The sequence below is a fragment of the Proteus sp. NMG38-2 genome (assembly GCF_020640995.1).
Taxonomy (GTDB): domain Bacteria; phylum Pseudomonadota; class Gammaproteobacteria; order Enterobacterales; family Enterobacteriaceae; genus Proteus.
Genome location: NZ_CP085481.1, coordinates 3,549,608 through 3,566,389, shown reverse-complemented (window position 1 = coordinate 3,566,389; position 16,782 = coordinate 3,549,608). Strand labels below are relative to the sequence as shown.

The 16,782-nt window shown below is 41.6% G+C and carries 12 protein-coding genes, 1 tRNA gene and 2 rRNA genes; 7 read left to right on the top strand and 8 right to left on the bottom strand.

Annotation, left to right across the window (positions count from 1 at the left end):
* Nucleotides 1–130 precede the first annotated feature (130 nt).
* Together LG402_RS16950 and tilS are read left to right on the top strand one after the other, a co-directional pair.
* Nucleotides 131–874 carry an SDR family NAD(P)-dependent oxidoreductase gene (locus tag LG402_RS16950; protein ID WP_210813413.1) on the top strand — a complete coding sequence of 248 codons (744 nt, stop codon included), beginning with the start codon at nucleotides 131–133 and terminating at the stop codon, nucleotides 872–874.
* 213 nt (nucleotides 875–1,087) lie between these two features.
* Nucleotides 1,088–2,416 (top strand): tRNA lysidine(34) synthetase TilS, encoded by a 1,329-nt coding sequence (gene tilS / locus LG402_RS16945; RefSeq protein ID WP_166539357.1) that lies wholly within the window; start codon nucleotides 1,088–1,090, stop codon nucleotides 2,414–2,416.
* A 36-nt stretch (nucleotides 2,417–2,452) separates the two neighbouring features.
* Here tilS and LG402_RS16940 read toward each other — a convergent pair whose 3' ends face one another.
* Complete coding sequence (locus tag LG402_RS16940) at nucleotides 2,453–2,713, bottom strand: Rho-binding antiterminator (protein WP_109409052.1); 261 nt, start codon at nucleotides 2,711–2,713, stop codon at nucleotides 2,453–2,455.
* Between the two features lie 262 nt (nucleotides 2,714–2,975).
* Here LG402_RS16940 and nlpE point away from each other — a divergent pair, with 262 nt between their 5' ends.
* Nucleotides 2,976–3,656 (top strand): envelope stress response activation lipoprotein NlpE, encoded by a 681-nt coding sequence (gene nlpE, locus LG402_RS16935; RefSeq protein WP_109409051.1) that lies wholly within the window; start codon nucleotides 2,976–2,978, stop codon nucleotides 3,654–3,656.
* A gap of 325 nt (nucleotides 3,657–3,981) precedes the next feature.
* On the opposite strand, the gene LG402_RS16930 is transcribed toward nlpE, so the two are convergent.
* The 7 genes from LG402_RS16930 to metN all read right to left on the bottom strand — a co-directional run bounded on the left by LG402_RS16930 (nucleotide 3,982) and on the right by metN (nucleotide 10,459).
* A complete protein-coding gene (locus LG402_RS16930; RefSeq protein ID WP_109409050.1) occupies nucleotides 3,982–4,377 on the bottom strand; it encodes a YceK/YidQ family lipoprotein in 396 nt (131 codons plus the stop codon).
* 353 nt (nucleotides 4,378–4,730) lie between these two features.
* Nucleotides 4,731–6,446 carry a proline--tRNA ligase gene (gene proS / locus LG402_RS16925; protein WP_166539355.1) on the bottom strand — a complete coding sequence of 572 codons (1,716 nt, stop codon included), beginning with the start codon at nucleotides 6,444–6,446 and terminating at the stop codon, nucleotides 4,731–4,733.
* Between the two features lie 208 nt (nucleotides 6,447–6,654).
* Complete coding sequence (gene tsaA, locus LG402_RS16920; protein WP_227336006.1) at nucleotides 6,655–7,362, bottom strand: tRNA (N6-threonylcarbamoyladenosine(37)-N6)-methyltransferase TrmO; 708 nt, start codon at nucleotides 7,360–7,362, stop codon at nucleotides 6,655–6,657.
* Nucleotides 7,359–7,769 (bottom strand): Rcs stress response system protein RcsF, encoded by a 411-nt coding sequence (gene rcsF, locus LG402_RS16915; protein WP_166539353.1) that lies wholly within the window; start codon nucleotides 7,767–7,769, stop codon nucleotides 7,359–7,361. Before rcsF ends, tsaA begins: the two co-directional genes overlap by 4 nt.
* Before the next feature lie 130 nt (nucleotides 7,770–7,899).
* Nucleotides 7,900–8,715, bottom strand: a complete 816-nt coding sequence (locus LG402_RS16910; RefSeq protein WP_036933990.1) for a MetQ/NlpA family lipoprotein — start codon at nucleotides 8,713–8,715, stop codon at nucleotides 7,900–7,902.
* Nucleotides 8,716–8,781: 66 nt separating this feature from the next.
* Nucleotides 8,782–9,435, bottom strand: a complete 654-nt coding sequence (locus LG402_RS16905; protein WP_036933988.1) for a methionine ABC transporter permease MetI — start codon at nucleotides 9,433–9,435, stop codon at nucleotides 8,782–8,784.
* Complete coding sequence (metN, locus tag LG402_RS16900; protein WP_227336005.1) at nucleotides 9,428–10,459, bottom strand: methionine ABC transporter ATP-binding protein MetN; 1,032 nt, start codon at nucleotides 10,457–10,459, stop codon at nucleotides 9,428–9,430. The genes LG402_RS16905 and metN overlap by 8 nt, the downstream gene beginning before the upstream one ends.
* A 194-nt stretch (nucleotides 10,460–10,653) precedes the next feature.
* On the opposite strand from metN, the gene gmhB reads away from it, so the two are divergent.
* From gmhB to LG402_RS16880, 4 genes are all read left to right on the top strand, one after another.
* The gene (gmhB, locus tag LG402_RS16895; protein WP_166539351.1) at nucleotides 10,654–11,220 is read left to right on the top strand and encodes a D-glycero-beta-D-manno-heptose 1,7-bisphosphate 7-phosphatase; all 567 of its coding nucleotides are present in this window, start codon (nucleotides 10,654–10,656) and stop codon (nucleotides 11,218–11,220) included.
* A gap of 396 nt (nucleotides 11,221–11,616) precedes the next feature.
* A 16S ribosomal RNA gene (locus LG402_RS16890) occupies nucleotides 11,617–13,159 on the top strand.
* A gap of 84 nt (nucleotides 13,160–13,243) precedes the next feature.
* Nucleotides 13,244–13,319: transfer RNA gene (locus LG402_RS16885), tRNA-Glu, on the top strand.
* Between the two features lie 367 nt (nucleotides 13,320–13,686).
* A 23S ribosomal RNA gene (locus tag LG402_RS16880) occupies nucleotides 13,687–16,763 on the top strand.
* Together the 16S and 23S rRNA genes with 1 tRNA gene alongside form the textbook arrangement of a ribosomal RNA operon.
* Nucleotides 16,764–16,782: the final 19 nt, after the last annotated feature.

Below are 16,782 nucleotides of genomic sequence, written 5' to 3'. Positions count from 1 at the left end.
ACTATAATATATTATATATCAATGTGTTAACTCGATCTCAAAACTAATATTAATTCACTTTTTTACTAAAAGAATAATAAGTCATATCTATCATTTTATAGGGCATTAAATCTTTAATGAGGATAAAGTGATGATATCGTTTAGTGGCAAAGTGGGAATTATTACAGGTGGTAATAGCGGTATTGGTTTAGCCTCTGCGGAAAAATTTTTATCCTTGGGTGCATCTGTGGTTATTACAGGTAGTAATTTAGCACGAGGACAAAAAGCAGAAAAATATCTAAAAGAGAAAGGATTTGTCGGTGAATTCGTGCAAATGGATGTGACGAGCGAGAAAGAAAATGAACAACTTGTTGATTATGTTGTAAATAAGTATGGGCGAATAGATTTTGTGTTTGCTAATGCGGGGGTTTTAACAGATAACATTGCTGATAAATTAGAGTATGAAAAGTGGAAGGGTGTTTTAGATGTTAATCTAAATGGACTCTTTTTGATTAATCGAGCAGCAATTCAATATTGGTTAAAAAACAAAATATCAGGTGCAATTGTTAATTGTAGTTCAATTTGTTCTTTTGTTGGGCAACATGAATTTCCTGCCTATTGTGCATCAAAAGGTGGGGTTAAATTACTGACACAAACACTTGCTATTGATTACGCAAACAAAGGTATTCGTATTAATGCGGTTTGCCCAGGTTATATTGATACACCTTTGCTGGATGGTCGCGAATTAGATAAACAAAAGTTAGCGGCATTACATCCTATTGGACGTCTCGGTACACCAGAGGAAGTGGCTAATGTTGTCGCATTTTTGGCCAGCGATGCGGCTTCATTTGTGACTGGGGCTTCTTATTTGGTTGATGGCGGTTTTACTGCTTAATGGTGTTTTTAATAAAAAGCAGAATAACGATTATTCTGCTTTTTACTTCTTTAATTTCTTTATAACCTCGTATTTATCTTATTTCTAATTTTTCTTGTTGTTTGTGTAATAGAGCTACACCTTGTTTTATTTATAGGATTACTTTGTATTCGTGCAAAACCAGCGAGAAAAGCTTAACATAATCACCTGAATTCACTGATAAATGATAAAGCGATGAAACAGGAATATGACTCACTTCTTAAAGAAATCAAACTGCGCATTGATCCTCACATTAAAATTTTGGTGGGCTTTAGTGGCGGAGTAGATTCCACCGTTTTATTGCAAGGGCTTGTACGTTTACGTGATGAATTCCAATTACCTTTAGAATTAACCGCTATCTATATTCATCATGGATTAAACATCAAAGCAGATGACTGGCTTGCTCATTGTGAACAATGTTGTCAGCAATGGAGTGTCGATTTTATCAGTGAAAAAGTAAATGTAGATCCTAAAGAAGGCGGTCTTGAAAATGGTGCAAGAGAGGCGCGTTACCAAGCCTTTCGTCGATATTTACAGCCACAACAAGTGTTAGTGACTGCTCAACATCAAGATGATCAAGCCGAAACTTTTTTACTGGCTTTAAAGCGAGGTAGTGGCCCATCAGGGCTTTCTTCAATGCCAGCAAAAATGGTATTTGAAAATAGCTATTTACTTCGACCATTACTCAATATTACGCGTGAGCAAATCGAATCTTATGCTACTGAACAAGGACTAGATTGGATAGAAGACGATAGTAATCAAGATGACCGTTATGATCGTAATTTTTTACGTTTACGAGTTATGCCATTATTAACGCAGCGATGGCCCCATTTTTCGCAATCGGTGACTCGCAGTGCGGCACTGTGTGGTGAGCAAGAAGCCCTATTGGATGAGCTTTTGGAGCCAGAACTTAATGCTTTAATGGATAGCGAGTACAGTTTAGACATCAAGCAACTTGCTCTTTGTAGTGTGATAAAGCGTAATGCGTTATTAAGACGTTGGTTTGCTCAACATAATAAAACTATGCCTTCTAGACAACAAATTTTACGATTATGGCAGGAAGTTGCTTTAGCCAAAGCCGATGCAGAGCCTAAGTTACAATTTTATCAAGATGAAGTGAGACGTTATAAACAACGCCTTTATCTTGTACCAATAATTGATGATCCTGTTAATAAAATTATTGAATGGTCACTTACTCAATCACTGTCTTTACCTAGTGGATTAGGGGTTTTATCACTAACAACTGCAACAGGCAAAAATACTGTTAGAGCGCCTTCAAAGGATGAAAAAGTTACCGTTCGTTTTGGTTTGACACAAACATCTTTGCGTATTGTTGGACGAGAACATGCTCGGCATAGTAAAAAGATTTGGCAAGAGCTTGACGTTGCACCTTGGCGTAGGACACGAATTCCTTTGATTTATTATAATGACACGTTAATTGCTGCTCTTAATACATTTGTGACTTTTGAGGGAAAAGCAACATCAGAATATGCGATTACTATTGAGTGGCGAGAGGCTCATTAACGAACAACCGCCGGTTGGCGGCTGTTCCTTATTCGGTTATTCCGATTTTATAACAATAGTCCCAAGTTCGGGATTAGAAAAACTGGCAATGATATCCAGTCGTAAATCTTTAGAGCCTTCAGACGTCTTAATTTTTAGGTATTCAACCTTTTTGCTTAAGAAAAGATCATCAGCAATGCCTTCAATAAGCTTACCATCATGTAATTCAATATGGAGTGCTAAACCACGTTGGCATGCTAACTCCAGATACTCGTAATCATCACAGTTAATTGGTTGATATTCTGTATTTGTTGACATATTCCCTCACCACTCTTTCGTGGCGGTGTAGCCGCCAGTGAATAATTCAGAATAAAATCATTATGCTGTTATTCGATGTGAGCACAATAGTTATTATAATAATTTTCTGAAATAGTTCTTTATTCGAAGTGATTTGAGAAATAACTGACAATTATAGGTGCATTTATCTTAAAGCGTATTTTATTACCCCCTTTTATTTTAAAAAATGTTAGAATCATATTGAGAATGATTTATTAAAAAGTACCCAGAATGTAGGGAGTCGATGATGGGGAAAAAATTTTTATTTGCAGCCGTTGCTGCTGGGTTATTTGTACTATCAGGTTGCCAAAATAATATTGGCTTATCACTTGATGGAAAAATTGTAGACCAAACTTACAACAGTATTCTGCCGTGTGCCGATTGTTCTGGTATCGACACCACAATTCTTGTTAATCAAGATGGCTCTTATGTCATGGAGCAAAGCTACCAAGGTTCACCTGATGATAAACGTAGTTTCTTTGAATCAGGAACATGGGTATTAGGTAAAGATAAGCTGACGTTGACTAATAGTTACGGTGAAAAGAGCTATTATTTACCTCGTGAAGATAAATTAGTCATGCTTGATATTGATGGCAACGTCATTAATTCAGAACTAAATTATACTTTAGCTAAGGTTCAGCCTAAACAGCTTGCTGGCGAGTTTACCTATTTTGCTGATGCTGGAACATTTAAAGATTGCCAATCAGGACGTGTTTACGCAGCAAATGGTATTGAATTAGAAAAAGGCTATTTCTCAACCGGTGTTGATGGTGGAACACCTGTTTACCTCGAAGTTAATGGTTATTACAGCATTCGTCCTTCAATGGAAGATGGTAAATATGATCGAGCTTTAGTGGTTACTGATGAAAAACCTCGTTTTAATCGCCATGGCTCTTGCGGAAACCATCGTGGTGGCAGAAGTTAAGTTTTAGCGGTTTTGTTTTAATAAAAAAATCGCTTATTGAATAGCCTTGCGTTTATTAGACAGTTAAAATGAGTTGAGTAAAGACAGAGTTCGGTATTGAGCTGAACTCAGTCTTTTCATTTTAAGTTTATCTGTACAGTATTATTGTGCTTGATATATTCATAAAGTATTTTTCTAACTCATCTATCTCTTTAAATTACTTTGTATAAAAAATTTTATTTTTAATATATCAAAGAAATTTCCTATTACTGCATTATCTAAATAATTTCCTTTTCGTAATGTATTTTAAATAACCTATTATTTTTAAAGATATTACAATAATAACTTATTTTGTATTGTTCTCTAGCCAGCGCTCATGAGTAGGAGAAACTGGAGAGGGGGGAGTGGAAGGCGTTAACGTTAAATGTTGCTGATCATCTGAGATACTTTCAGTTTCTTGTTTATGTCTATTGCGCTCTTCGGTGTGTGCCTTTTCTTTCTGGGTTTTTATCACATGATCAACGGGAAGAAGGGCGGTATCAAGGACAACATCAATAGGTAAACTGATAATTGAGAATATAGGGTACATTCCCAGAGTAACTAACCAAATATAAGGTTCATTAATAACTTCGACATCAGTATTAGTACCTCGGTAATAATCATTACTACTCCTTGCTCTATTTATTGTTCCACATCCAGATAATATAAAAATAATACCAACTATTGCTCCAAGTCTTTTCATAATATTTCCTATGTAAATTTAAAATAATAGAAAAATAGTGAGTTAAAATCGCCATTTATATAACGAAATAATAAATAACATACTCGTTTTAATTTCTATTTATTACTAGATCATTCTGATAAAAACAGCTAACTACGCTATTATAATGATTTGGGTCAAAGAACCTCAATATGTTGAAATGAGTGATTATCAGCGGTATATGACTTTGTTCGGGAAGTTAGGGCTGGAAGGAAACGTATAAAAAAGATGTAATCGGCGATTGATATATTATTCTGATTATAGTTACAAGCGTGTCTGAGAGGACACGCTTGTTATTTATCAATCAAGCCCCTTAAAGATAAGGAGCCTAATAATTAAGCGAGTTGCTCTTTAATAAAGGCAACAACATCGTCAACATTGACTAGTGATTTATCATCACTACGACGCGCTTTATATTCGATTTGATTGTTGTCTAGATTACGATCACCAATCACGATAGTGTGTGGAATACCAATAAGTTCCATATCAGCAAACATCACACCCGGACGCTCTTTACGGTCATCAAACAGAACATCAACACCTTGAGCACGTAATTCGTCATAAAGTCTGTCAGCAACTTCTTTAACGCGATAAGAACGATGCATATTCATTGGTAAAATAGCGACTTGGAATGGTGCAATCGCATCAGGCCAAATAATACCGCGAGCATCATGGTTTTGTTCAATAGCGGCAGCAACAATACGAGTTACACCGATACCATAACAACCCATAGTCACGATTTGGTTATGACCTTCTTCGTTTTGTACCGTTGCTTTTAATGCTTCTGAGTATTTTGTGCCAAGTTGGAAAATATGACCAACTTCAATACCACGTTTGATCAGTAATGTTCCTTTACCGTCTGGGCTTGGATCACCTTCAACAACATTACGGATATCAGCAATTTCAGCAACAGGCAGGTCACGCTCCCAGTTGATACCAAAATAGTGTTTACCATCAACGTTTGCACCAGCACCAAAATCACTCATTACAGAGACAGAACGATCCATAATAACTGGTAGTGGCAGATTAACTGGGCCTAATGAACCTGGACCTGCATTTACAGCTTGGCGAATTTCAGCTTCAGTCGCGAAAGTTAAAGGTGCCGCAACGATAGCGCATTTTTCTGCTTTAACTTCATTAAGCTCGTGGTCGCCACGAACTAATAATGCAACTAATGGGTGACCACTTTCTTTCGTACCATGAACAATCAGTGTTTTAACTGTTTTTTCAATTGGTAAATTGAATTGTTCAACTAATTCAGCAATTGTTTTAGCGTTTGGTGTATCTACTAAACGTAATTCTTCAGTCGCGGTAGCTCTTGGAGTTGCAGGCATTACTGCTTCTGCTAATTCGATATTAGCTGCATAGTCAGAGCCAGTAGAGAAGACGATATCATCTTCACCGCTGTCCGCTAAAACTTGGAACTCATGAGAGGCATTACCACCAATAGAGCCTGTATCTGCAAGCACTGGACGAAAATCTAAACCAATACGAGAGAAAATTTTGCTGTAAGCTTCGTACATTCTGTCGTAAGTCTCTTGTAAAGACTCTTGAGAGATATGGAAAGAGTAAGCATCTTTCATGATAAATTCACGAGAGCGCATAACACCAAAACGAGGGCGTACTTCGTCGCGGAATTTAGTTTGAATTTGATATAAGTTCAGTGGAAGTTGTTTATAAGAGGTAATTTCATTACGAACAATATCAGTAACAACTTCTTCGTGGGTTGGGCCTAAAACAAATGGGCGCTCGCCTCTGTCTGCAAAACGCAGTAATTCAGGGCCATATTGCTCCCAGCGACCACTTTCTAACCATAAATCAGCGGGTTGAACAACGGGCATTGAAATTTCAAGTGATCCTGCATTGTCCATCTCTTCACGAACAATTTTTTCAATTTTTCTCAGAACACGAACCCCTGTCGGCATCCAATCATAAAGACCAGAAGCGAGTTTACGGATCATGCCTGCGCGAAGCATAAGTTGATGGCTGACAATTTCTGCATCAGCAGGTGTCTCTTTTAAAGTAGAGAGCAAATAGTGGCTAGTACGCATTATTAGGTTCCATTAGAACAAAAATACTTAGGCTGACTGTCACGCCAGTCTACATCAATATAATTAGAGAAAGACTTTAGTCTACCAGTGACTTAGGTCTGCCAAAAGGGGCAAAGCATTTTTTTCAATCTGATTTGTTTAAAGACAACGAGAATGACGTTCAGATTGGATAATTCATGATAGCAATATCAATGAAGATAGTAGCAAGTTACCGCGGTTCAATATCAAGAACAAGTGTCTGTTGCCCATTCACTTGCCAGCGAACATTAAATTCAAGCAAATGCACCGCATAGATCCTATCACTTTGCTCATTTTTTTTATAAGCAGGGCGAGGATCTTGTTGTAATACTTGAGTAATAAAACGCGAAAGATGAGGATATTCGTTCGCATAATGTTGCAGTTGTTCTAAAGCGAGTTGTGAAAAGAAGACCGGCATTTCATTAGCTGGTGCTTCTTGTGCAAAACCAGCAATCGCATTTGGTCGAGACTCTGCAAAGGGTAAATAAGGCTTAATATCAAGAACAGGAGTTCCATCAACTAAATCAAGGCTGCCTAAGTCTAAAATAACAGACTGGTTCTGTGTGTTTACTTTTTTTAATTCGACTAAAGACATGCCGATGGGATTGGGACGAAAAGTTGAGCGGGTTGCAAAAATACCCATTTTGGCATTCCCACCAAGCCTTGGGGGGCGAACTAAAGGGTGCCAACCCTGTTGTGCTGTTTGATGAAAAACAAAAATCAGCCAAAGATGACTAAATTGTTCTAAGCCTCGAACTGCATCTGGGTGATTATAAGGTGCATGTAGAATAAGTTGGCCGCCGCCATCCTGGATTAACCCAGGTTGGCGTGGAACGGCAAATTTTTCTTTATAAGGACTTGATATATGCCCTATAGGATTCATTTGGTAGGTATTCATTTTGTAATGAGTAATGCGGTGCCTTCACAAATGGCAGATTGGTAGCAACCTAAACCAGTGACAATTTGGCATTCATGCAATAAAACAGCATTGGCATTTTTGTAAGCTGCTTTGGTCGCCATTCTTTTTTTAGCAATAGGTAAACTTGCTGGTGGATCTTGTAATGTTTGACGGCAAGATTCACCGGCAACAATACCGAGATCTTTAAACGGAGCACCTAAAAGGTCTTCTGTTTTTTCAACAATACGCACTGAAGGTAATGTTTGTGATCTTGGTTTTTGGGGTTGTCCTGGTTTATTTAAACGCATATCCGTAAATTTAGACTGATCAACATCAGATGAATTCTGCATTGAACAACCTGTCATAAACAGCGCCATGATGCCAATAAGTAGCAAGCGCATGTGCATGGGTTATATCCTCTTTATTATTGTCTATACAAAAATTAAACGGCTATAATTTAATGCAAATTAGCCAAGTAAAAAAGAGAAAGGCGAACAAATGTCCGCCTTTTTTATAATTAAGTTAAATATTGACGTATTACCAGCCTTTTACTGCACCACCGTTAAAAATTTTATTGGCAGCACTATCCACTTCATCAGTTTGATAGGCTTGAATAAATTTCTTCACATTCTCGCTGTCTTTATTGTCTTCACGAGCAACAATGATATTTACGTATGGTGAGTCTTTATCTTCAACAAAAATACCGTCTTTTGCTGGTGTTAAATTGACTTGGCTTGCATAAGTAGTGTTAATTACCGCTAAGTAGATTTTTTGATCATCTAATGAGCGAGGTAATTGTGGTGCTTCTAATTCAACTAATTGTAATTTTTTAGGGTTTTCAATAATATCAAGCTTGGTAGGTAACAGACCTACACCATCTTTTAATTTAATTAACCCAACTTTTTCTAATAACAGCAGTGAGCGACCTAAGTTTGTTGGATCATTAGGAATAGCCACTTGTGCTTCATCAGGTAAATCGGCTAAATCAGTGATCTTTTTAGAATAACCCGCGATAGGGTAAATAAATGTATTTCCTACAGCTGTTATTTTGTAATTACGATCTTTAATTTGTTGGTCTAAATAAGGTTTATGTTGGAATGCATTAATGTCGATATCACCGCGACTTAATGATTCATTAGGCATGACGAAGTCATTGAAAGTAACGAGTTCTACATCAAGACCATATTTATCTTTAGCAACTTGTTTCGCTACTTCAGCGACTTGTTGTTCTGAGCCTGAAATAACGCCGACACGAATATGGTTTGGATCTTTTTCTTTTTCACCACAACCAGCTAATGCCAATGCACCAACTAAAGCACTTACAACTGCGAGCGATTTAAATTTCAATGACATACATTTACCCTTATTGATCTGTTAATTAAAAGGTTTCGTTATTAATAATAGAAACCTTCAATCTATTTATTTATGTGTTGTCAGCTTCACTAAGCGATCGCCGAAAAACTGAATGATAAAAACAAGAATAACGAGTAGAACAATGACTGTATTCATTACTGTAGCGTTATAGCCAACGTAACCATATTGGTAGCCAATTTGACCTAAACCACCGGCACCAACAGCACCTCCCATTGCGGAGTAACCCACTAATGTAATTAAAGTAATGGTTGCTGCATTAATCAAGCCAGGTAAAGATTCGGGTAATAAAATCTTCTTAATAATTTGCATTGGCGTTGCACCCATAGATCGGGATGCTTCAATTAATCCTTGAGGGATTTCTAATAGTGTATTTTCTACCATACGTGCAATAAATGGTGCTGCGCCAACAGTTAATGGCACTATGGCTGCTTGCAAGCCAATTGACGTCCCCACGACCATACGTGTAAAAGGGATCATCCATACTAATAAGATAATAAAAGGGATTGCCCTAAAAATATTGACGAGTGCTGAAATAATCCGGTAGGCAGGTGGGTTTGCCATGATTTGTTCAGGACGCGTAACATAGAGTAAAACCCCCAAAGGTAATCCGATAACAAAACCAAAGAAGCCTGAAACAAAGGTCATGACTAAGGTTTCCCAGATCCCACTAATTAATAAATAAATCATTCCTTCAGACATAACCGAGAACCTCTACTTTCACATGATGCTCTTCTAAAAACGCAATCGACTTTTCCGTGTTACCATTCTTACCGTGTAGTTCTGCTAACATCACACCAAATTTCACACCACCGGCATAGTCCATTTGAGAACTTAAAATATTAATATCAGCGTCAAAACGACGTGCAACGATAGACATCAATGGTGCATCTACAGATTGACCGTTAAATTCAAGTTTCAATAATGGGAATAAACCTTCCTCCCACTCTGGCTTCAAGCGTTCTTTATAGTCTTCAGGAATATCTAATTGTAGTGTTGATTGAATAAAAGCTTGTGAAACAGGCGTTTTAGGGTGTGAGAAAACCTCACTGACGGCATCACTTTCAACTAATTCGCCACCACTAATAACCGCAACTTGGTCACAAATACGTTTTACAACGTCCATTTCATGAGTAATTAATAAAATAGTGAGGCCTAAGCGACGATTAATATCTTTCAATAATTCTAAAATAGAACGTGTTGTTGCCGGATCTAGTGCGCTAGTGGCTTCATCACACAATAAAACATTAGGTGAGTTTGCCAATGCGCGTGCTATTGCAACACGTTGTTTTTGTCCACCAGATAAGTTAGCTGGGTAATACTCTTTCTTATCAGATAAACCAACTAATTCTAGTAATTCATTAACACGCTTATTGATTTCAGCTCGTGGCGTATTATCAAGTTCTAATGGCAATGCGACATTATCAAATACGGTACGAGAGGACAGTAAGTTGAAATGCTGGAAAATCATGCCAATACCGCGGCGTGCTTTTGTTAATTCTTTATTTGATAATTTTGTGAGATCTCGTCCATCAACCAATACTTCACCTGAAGTTGGTTTCTCTAACATATTTACGCAACGTATAAGTGTACTTTTACCCGCTCCTGACGATCCGATAACACCAAAAATCTGCCCTTGTGGCACATGCAGGTTTATATTTGATAGCGCCTGTATAGAACGCTCTCCCTGCTTAAATACTTTGTTTATATTCGTCAGTTTAATCATGTTTTTCTTTATATAAGTAGATATGGGACATAAAGACTATTCTGCCCGAGTTAAAATAGATGTTAAGGCGTCTAGACGGCCAAGTCAATAAAAAAGAGTAGAAGACTAATAAAGAAAGAAAGCCATGGATATCATTCTCTATATAAGAAAAAACATGCGATACTAATAAAAATATCTAAATGGAGTAATGTGCTGTGAGTAAGGGGATTTCAGCGATTTTCTTAGATCGCGATGGAACTATTAATATAGACCATGGTTATGTATCTGAAATTGATAACTTTGAATTTATCGATGGTGTTATTGAGGCAATGGCTGAATTAAAAGCTATGGGTTATGCCTTAGTATTAGTCACCAATCAATCAGGTATTGGTCGAGGCTATTATAGTGAAGATCAATTTTTACACTTAACAGAGTGGATGGATTGGTCTTTAGCGGATAGAGGCGTTGATTTAGACGGTATCTATTATTGCCCTCATCATCCTGATGCAAGTGTAGAAGAATATAAGAAAGCATGTGATTGCCGTAAACCTGCATCTGGTATGTTTATGGATGCTAAAGCGCAATTAAATATCGATATGGCTTCTTCTTATATGGTCGGTGATAAAAAAGAAGATATGTTGGCAGCAAAAAATGCAGGTGTTGGTCATAAAATTCTAGTTCGTACAGGAAAAGAGATAACAGAAGAAGCACAAGAGTGTGCAGATTTTGTTCTTGATAGCCTTGCAGACTTGCCAAAATGGCTAAAAAGCCACAAAAAATAAGCACTTCGTTTAATTTACCAACAAACGATCATTTTTTTAAAAAAAACTATTGCCAGCCTCAGAAAACTCCCTATAATGCGTCCTCGTTGTCACGGAACAGGGCGCTAAGCGAACTGACTGAGAGAACAAAGAAAAAAAGTGAAAAGCCTTGAAAATAAACGCTTGACACTGAATGAGGAAGATGTAGAATGCACCTCCTCGCAACAACGCAGAAGACCGGAAACGGCAGCGAATGTTGCACTGCTCTTTAACAAATTATCAGACAATCTGTGTGGGCACTCGCAGAGACGATATCTTCTAAAATATTAGATGTATCAAGTCTTGAAGAGTGAACAACAAAAGTAAATTCATTTATGAATAGCTAAGTTTTCGATTTCTTTGAGCATCAAACGCTTTTAATTGAAGAGTTTGATCATGGCTCAGATTGAACGCTGGCGGCAGGCCTAACACATGCAAGTCGAGCGGTAACAGGAGAAAGCTTGCTTTCTTGCTGACGAGCGGCGGACGGGTGAGTAATGTATGGGGATCTGCCCGATAGAGGGGGATAACTACTGGAAACGGTGGCTAATACCGCATGACGTCTACGGACCAAAGCAGGGGCTCTTCGGACCTTGCGCTATCGGATGAACCCATATGGGATTAGCTAGTAGGTGAGGTAATGGCTCACCTAGGCGACGATCTCTAGCTGGTCTGAGAGGATGATCAGCCACACTGGGACTGAGACACGGCCCAGACTCCTACGGGAGGCAGCAGTGGGGAATATTGCACAATGGGCGCAAGCCTGATGCAGCCATGCCGCGTGTATGAAGAAGGCCTTAGGGTTGTAAAGTACTTTCAGCGGGGAGGAAGGTGATAAAGTTAATACCTTTGTCAATTGACGTTACCCGCAGAAGAAGCACCGGCTAACTCCGTGCCAGCAGCCGCGGTAATACGGAGGGTGCAAGCGTTAATCGGAATTACTGGGCGTAAAGCGCACGCAGGCGGTCAATTAAGTCAGATGTGAAAGCCCCGAGCTTAACTTGGGAATTGCATCTGAAACTGGTTGGCTAGAGTCTTGTAGAGGGGGGTAGAATTCCATGTGTAGCGGTGAAATGCGTAGAGATGTGGAGGAATACCGGTGGCGAAGGCGGCCCCCTGGACAAAGACTGACGCTCAGGTGCGAAAGCGTGGGGAGCAAACAGGATTAGATACCCTGGTAGTCCACGCTGTAAACGATGTCGATTTAGAGGTTGTGGTCTTGAACCGTGGCTTCTGGAGCTAACGCGTTAAATCGACCGCCTGGGGAGTACGGCCGCAAGGTTAAAACTCAAATGAATTGACGGGGGCCCGCACAAGCGGTGGAGCATGTGGTTTAATTCGATGCAACGCGAAGAACCTTACCTACTCTTGACATCCAGAGAATCCTTTAGAGATAGAGGAGTGCCTTCGGGAACTCTGAGACAGGTGCTGCATGGCTGTCGTCAGCTCGTGTTGTGAAATGTTGGGTTAAGTCCCGCAACGAGCGCAACCCTTATCCTTTGTTGCCAGCGCGTGATGGCGGGAACTCAAAGGAGACTGCCGGTGATAAACCGGAGGAAGGTGGGGATGACGTCAAGTCATCATGGCCCTTACGAGTAGGGCTACACACGTGCTACAATGGCAGATACAAAGAGAAGCGACCTCGCGAGAGCAAGCGGAACTCATAAAGTCTGTCGTAGTCCGGATTGGAGTCTGCAACTCGACTCCATGAAGTCGGAATCGCTAGTAATCGTAGATCAGAATGCTACGGTGAATACGTTCCCGGGCCTTGTACACACCGCCCGTCACACCATGGGAGTGGGTTGCAAAAGAAGTAGGTAGCTTAACCTTCGGGAGGGCGCTTACCACTTTGTGATTCATGACTGGGGTGAAGTCGTAACAAGGTAACCGTAGGGGAACCTGCGGTTGGATCACCTCCTTACCTAAGAGATACGTGTTATGTGTAGTGCTCACACAGATTGTCTGATGAAGAACGAGCAAAAGCGCGTCTGCGAAGCTGACTGAAGTCCCCTTCGTCTAGAGGCCTAGGACACCGCCCTTTCACGGCGGTAACAGGGGTTCGAATCCCCTAGGGGACGCCAATTGCGCGGTATGAGTGAAAGGCGTACCACACTATGTCTGATGAAAGTCAGAGAATAGTTAAGATAATTTTAGTAAGTTATTTTAACTATTATGCTCTTTAACAATCTGGAACAAGCTGAAAAATTGAAAACAAATCAATATATCACCGAGGTATATTGATGAGTCTCTCAAAATCTCAAACTTTGAATGTGTTTTTCGACATCGAAGTGGGATGAGCGAGCAATTTACAGTTCGAGGCGGCCAGCGCACAGCCAGCGCAACATACATGAGTATGTGAGCATGGCGAGCACTGCCCAACGACGAAATGTAATCTGCATAGCCATCACCACCCAGACGTCTTCAAGAAGAGACACCTTCGGGTTGTGAGGTTAAGCGAATAAGCGTACACGGTGGATGCCTAGGCAATCAGAGGCGATGAAGGACGTGCTAATCTGCGATAAGCGTCGGTAAGGTGATATGAACCGTTATAACCGACGATTTCCGAATGGGGAAACCCAATATCCAATGGATATTATCATGACGTGAATACATAGCGTCATGAAGCGAACCGGGAGAACTGAAACATCTCAGTACCCCGAGGAAAAGAAATCAACCGAGATTCCCCTAGTAGCGGCGAGCGAACGGGGAACAGCCCAGAGTCTTAATCAATAGCAGCATCAGGAGAACGGTCTGGAAAGTCCGGCAGTAAAGGGTGATAGCCCCGTATCTGAAGATGCTGTTATTGTGAACTCGACGAGTAGGGCGGGACACGTGTTATCCTGTCTGAATATGGGGGGACCATCCTCCAAGGCTAAATACTCCTGATTGACCGATAGTGAACCAGTACCGTGAGGGAAAGGCGAAAAGAACCCCGGCGAGGGGAGTGAAAAAGAACCTGAAACCGTGTACGTACAAGCAGTAGGAGCCCCATCACTCAAGTGCCTTGCACTGAGTGATTGGACAAACCACTCGAAAACAGCGAAGCGTTTACCTACAAAATGGATTGATTATTTCAAGCCGTCGCGCAGTGTACATAGAAGTACACGAGCAACGGAAGTTAAAAAATCGAGCCAGTTTGACAGTAAAAGCAAGCGGGACATTTGAGGATGGGGTGACTGCGTACCTTTTGTATAATGGGTCAGCGACTTATATTCTGTAGCAAGGTTAACCGTATAGGGGAGCCGTAGGGAAACCGAGTCTTAACTGGGCGAATGAGTTGCAGGGTATAGACCCGAAACCCGGTGATCTATCCATGGGCAGGTTGAAGGTTGGGTAACACTAACTGGAGGACCGAACCGACTAATGTTGAAAAATTAGCGGATGACTTGTGGATGGGGGTGAAAGGCCAATCAAACCGGGAGATAGCTGGTTCTCCCCGAAAGCTATTTAGGTAGCGCCTCGTGAACTCATCTTCGGGGGTAGAGCACTGTTTCGACTAGGGGGTCATCCCGACTTACCAACTCGATGCAAACTGCGAATACCGAAGAATGTTATCACGGGAGACACACGGCGGGTGCTAACGTCCGTCGTGAAGAGGGAAACAACCCAGACCGCCAGCTAAGGTCCCAAAGTCATGGTTAAGTGGGAAACGAAGTGGGAAGGCTCAGACAGCCAGGATGTTGGCTTAGAAGCAGCCATCATTTAAAGAAAGCGTAATAGCTCACTGGTCGAGTCGGCCCGCGCGGAAGATGTAACGGGGCTAAACCATGCACCGAAGCTGCGGCAGCAATACTATGTATTGTTGGGTAGGGGAGCGTTCTGTAAGCCTGCGAAGGTGTACTGTGAGGTATGCTGGAGGTATCAGAAGTGCGAATGCTGACATAAGTAACGATAATGCGGGTGAAAAACCCGCACGCCGGAAGACCAAGGGTTCCTGTCCAACGTTAATCGGGGCAGGGTGAGTCGACCCCTAAGGCGAGGCTGAAAAGCGTAGTCGATGGGAAACGGGTTAATATTCCCGTACTGGTGGTAACTGCGATGGGGGAACGGAGAAGGCTAGGTTGTCCGGGCGACGGTCGTCCCGGTTCAAGCATGTAGGCAGAGTGATTAGGCAAATCCGGTCACTTAATGCTGAGGTGTGATGACGAGCCACTAAGGTGGTGAAGCAATTGATGCCCTGCTTCCAGGAAAAGCCTCTAAGCTTCAGGTTACCAACAATCGTACCCCAAACCGACACAGGTGGTCAGGTAGAGAATACTCAGGCGCTTGAGAGAACTCGGGTGAAGGAACTAGGCAAAATGGTGCCGTAACTTCGGGAGAAGGCACGCTGGCGGTAAGTGAAGTCCCTTGCGGACGGAGCCGAAGCCAGTCGAAGATACCAGCTGGCTGCAACTGTTTATTAAAAACACAGCACTGTGCAAACACGAAAGTGGACGTATACGGTGTGACGCCTGCCCGGTGCTGGAAGGTTAATTGATGGGGTTATCCTTAGGGAGAAGCTCTTGATCGAAGCCCCAGTAAACGGCGGCCGTAACTATAACGGTCCTAAGGTAGCGAAATTCCTTGTCGGGTAAGTTCCGACCTGCACGAATGGCGTAATGATGGCCAGGCTGTCTCCACCCGAGACTCAGTGAAATTGAACTCGCTGTGAAGATGCAGTGTACCCGCGGCAAGACGGAAAGACCCCGTGAACCTTTACTATAGCTTGACACTGAACATTGAGCCTTGATGTGTAGGATAGGTGGGAGACTATGAAATGTGGACGCCAGTCTGCATGGAGTCAACCTTGAAATACCACCCTTTAACGTTTGATGTTCTAACCTAGGTCCATAATCTGGATCGGGGACCGTGTCTGGTGGGTAGTTTGACTGGGGCGGTCTCCTCCTAAAGAGTAACGGAGGAGCACGAAGGTTGGCTAAGCATGGTCGGACATCATGCGGTTAGTGCAAAGGCATAAGCCAGCTTGACTGTGAGAGTGACGGCTCGAGCAGGTACGAAAGTAGGTCTTAGTGATCCGGTGGTTCTGAATGGAAGGGCCATCGCTCAACGGATAAAAGGTACTCCGGGGATAACAGGCTGATACCGCCCAAGAGTTCATATCGACGGCGGTGTTTGGCACCTCGATGTCGGCTCATCACATCCTGGGGCTGAAGTAGGTCCCAAGGGTATGGCTGTTCGCCATTTAAAGTGGTACGCGAGCTGGGTTTAGAACGTCGTGAGACAGTTCGGTCCCTATCTGCCGTGGGCGTTGGAAGATTGAGAGGGGTTGCTCCTAGTACGAGAGGACCGGAGTGAACGCACCACTGGTGTTCGGGTTGTCATGCCAATGGCATTGCCCGGTAGCTAAGTGCGGAAGAGATAACCGCTGAAAGCATCTAAGCGGGAAACTTGCCTCGAGATGAGTCTTCCCTGTCACCTTGAGTGACCTAAAGGAACGTTTAAGACTAAGACGTTGATAGGCTGGGTGTGTAAGCGTAGCGATACGTTGAGCTAACCAGTACTAATGAACCGTGAGGCTTAACCTGACAACACCGAAGGTGTTTT

What these genes read in the sequence shown, in the direction of transcription:
- LG402_RS16950 (WP_210813413.1), top strand. Translation starts at nt 131, where the DNA reads ATGATATCGTTTAGTGGCAAAGTGGGAATTATTACAGGTGGTAATAGC.
- tilS (WP_166539357.1), top strand. Translation starts at nt 1,088, where the DNA reads ATGAAACAGGAATATGACTCACTTCTTAAAGAAATCAAACTGCGCATT.
- LG402_RS16940 (WP_109409052.1), bottom strand. Translation starts at nt 2,713, where the DNA reads ATGTCAACAAATACAGAATATCAACCAATTAACTGTGATGATTACGAG.
- nlpE (WP_109409051.1), top strand. Translation starts at nt 2,976, where the DNA reads ATGATGGGGAAAAAATTTTTATTTGCAGCCGTTGCTGCTGGGTTATTT.
- LG402_RS16930 (WP_109409050.1), bottom strand. Translation starts at nt 4,377, where the DNA reads ATGAAAAGACTTGGAGCAATAGTTGGTATTATTTTTATATTATCTGGA.
- proS (WP_166539355.1), bottom strand. Translation starts at nt 6,446, where the DNA reads ATGCGTACTAGCCACTATTTGCTCTCTACTTTAAAAGAGACACCTGCT.
- tsaA (WP_227336006.1), bottom strand. Translation starts at nt 7,362, where the DNA reads ATGAATACCTACCAAATGAATCCTATAGGGCATATATCAAGTCCTTAT.
- rcsF (WP_166539353.1), bottom strand. Translation starts at nt 7,769, where the DNA reads ATGCACATGCGCTTGCTACTTATTGGCATCATGGCGCTGTTTATGACA.
- LG402_RS16910 (WP_036933990.1), bottom strand. Translation starts at nt 8,715, where the DNA reads ATGTCATTGAAATTTAAATCGCTCGCAGTTGTAAGTGCTTTAGTTGGT.
- LG402_RS16905 (WP_036933988.1), bottom strand. Translation starts at nt 9,435, where the DNA reads ATGTCTGAAGGAATGATTTATTTATTAATTAGTGGGATCTGGGAAACC.
- metN (WP_227336005.1), bottom strand. Translation starts at nt 10,459, where the DNA reads ATGATTAAACTGACGAATATAAACAAAGTATTTAAGCAGGGAGAGCGT.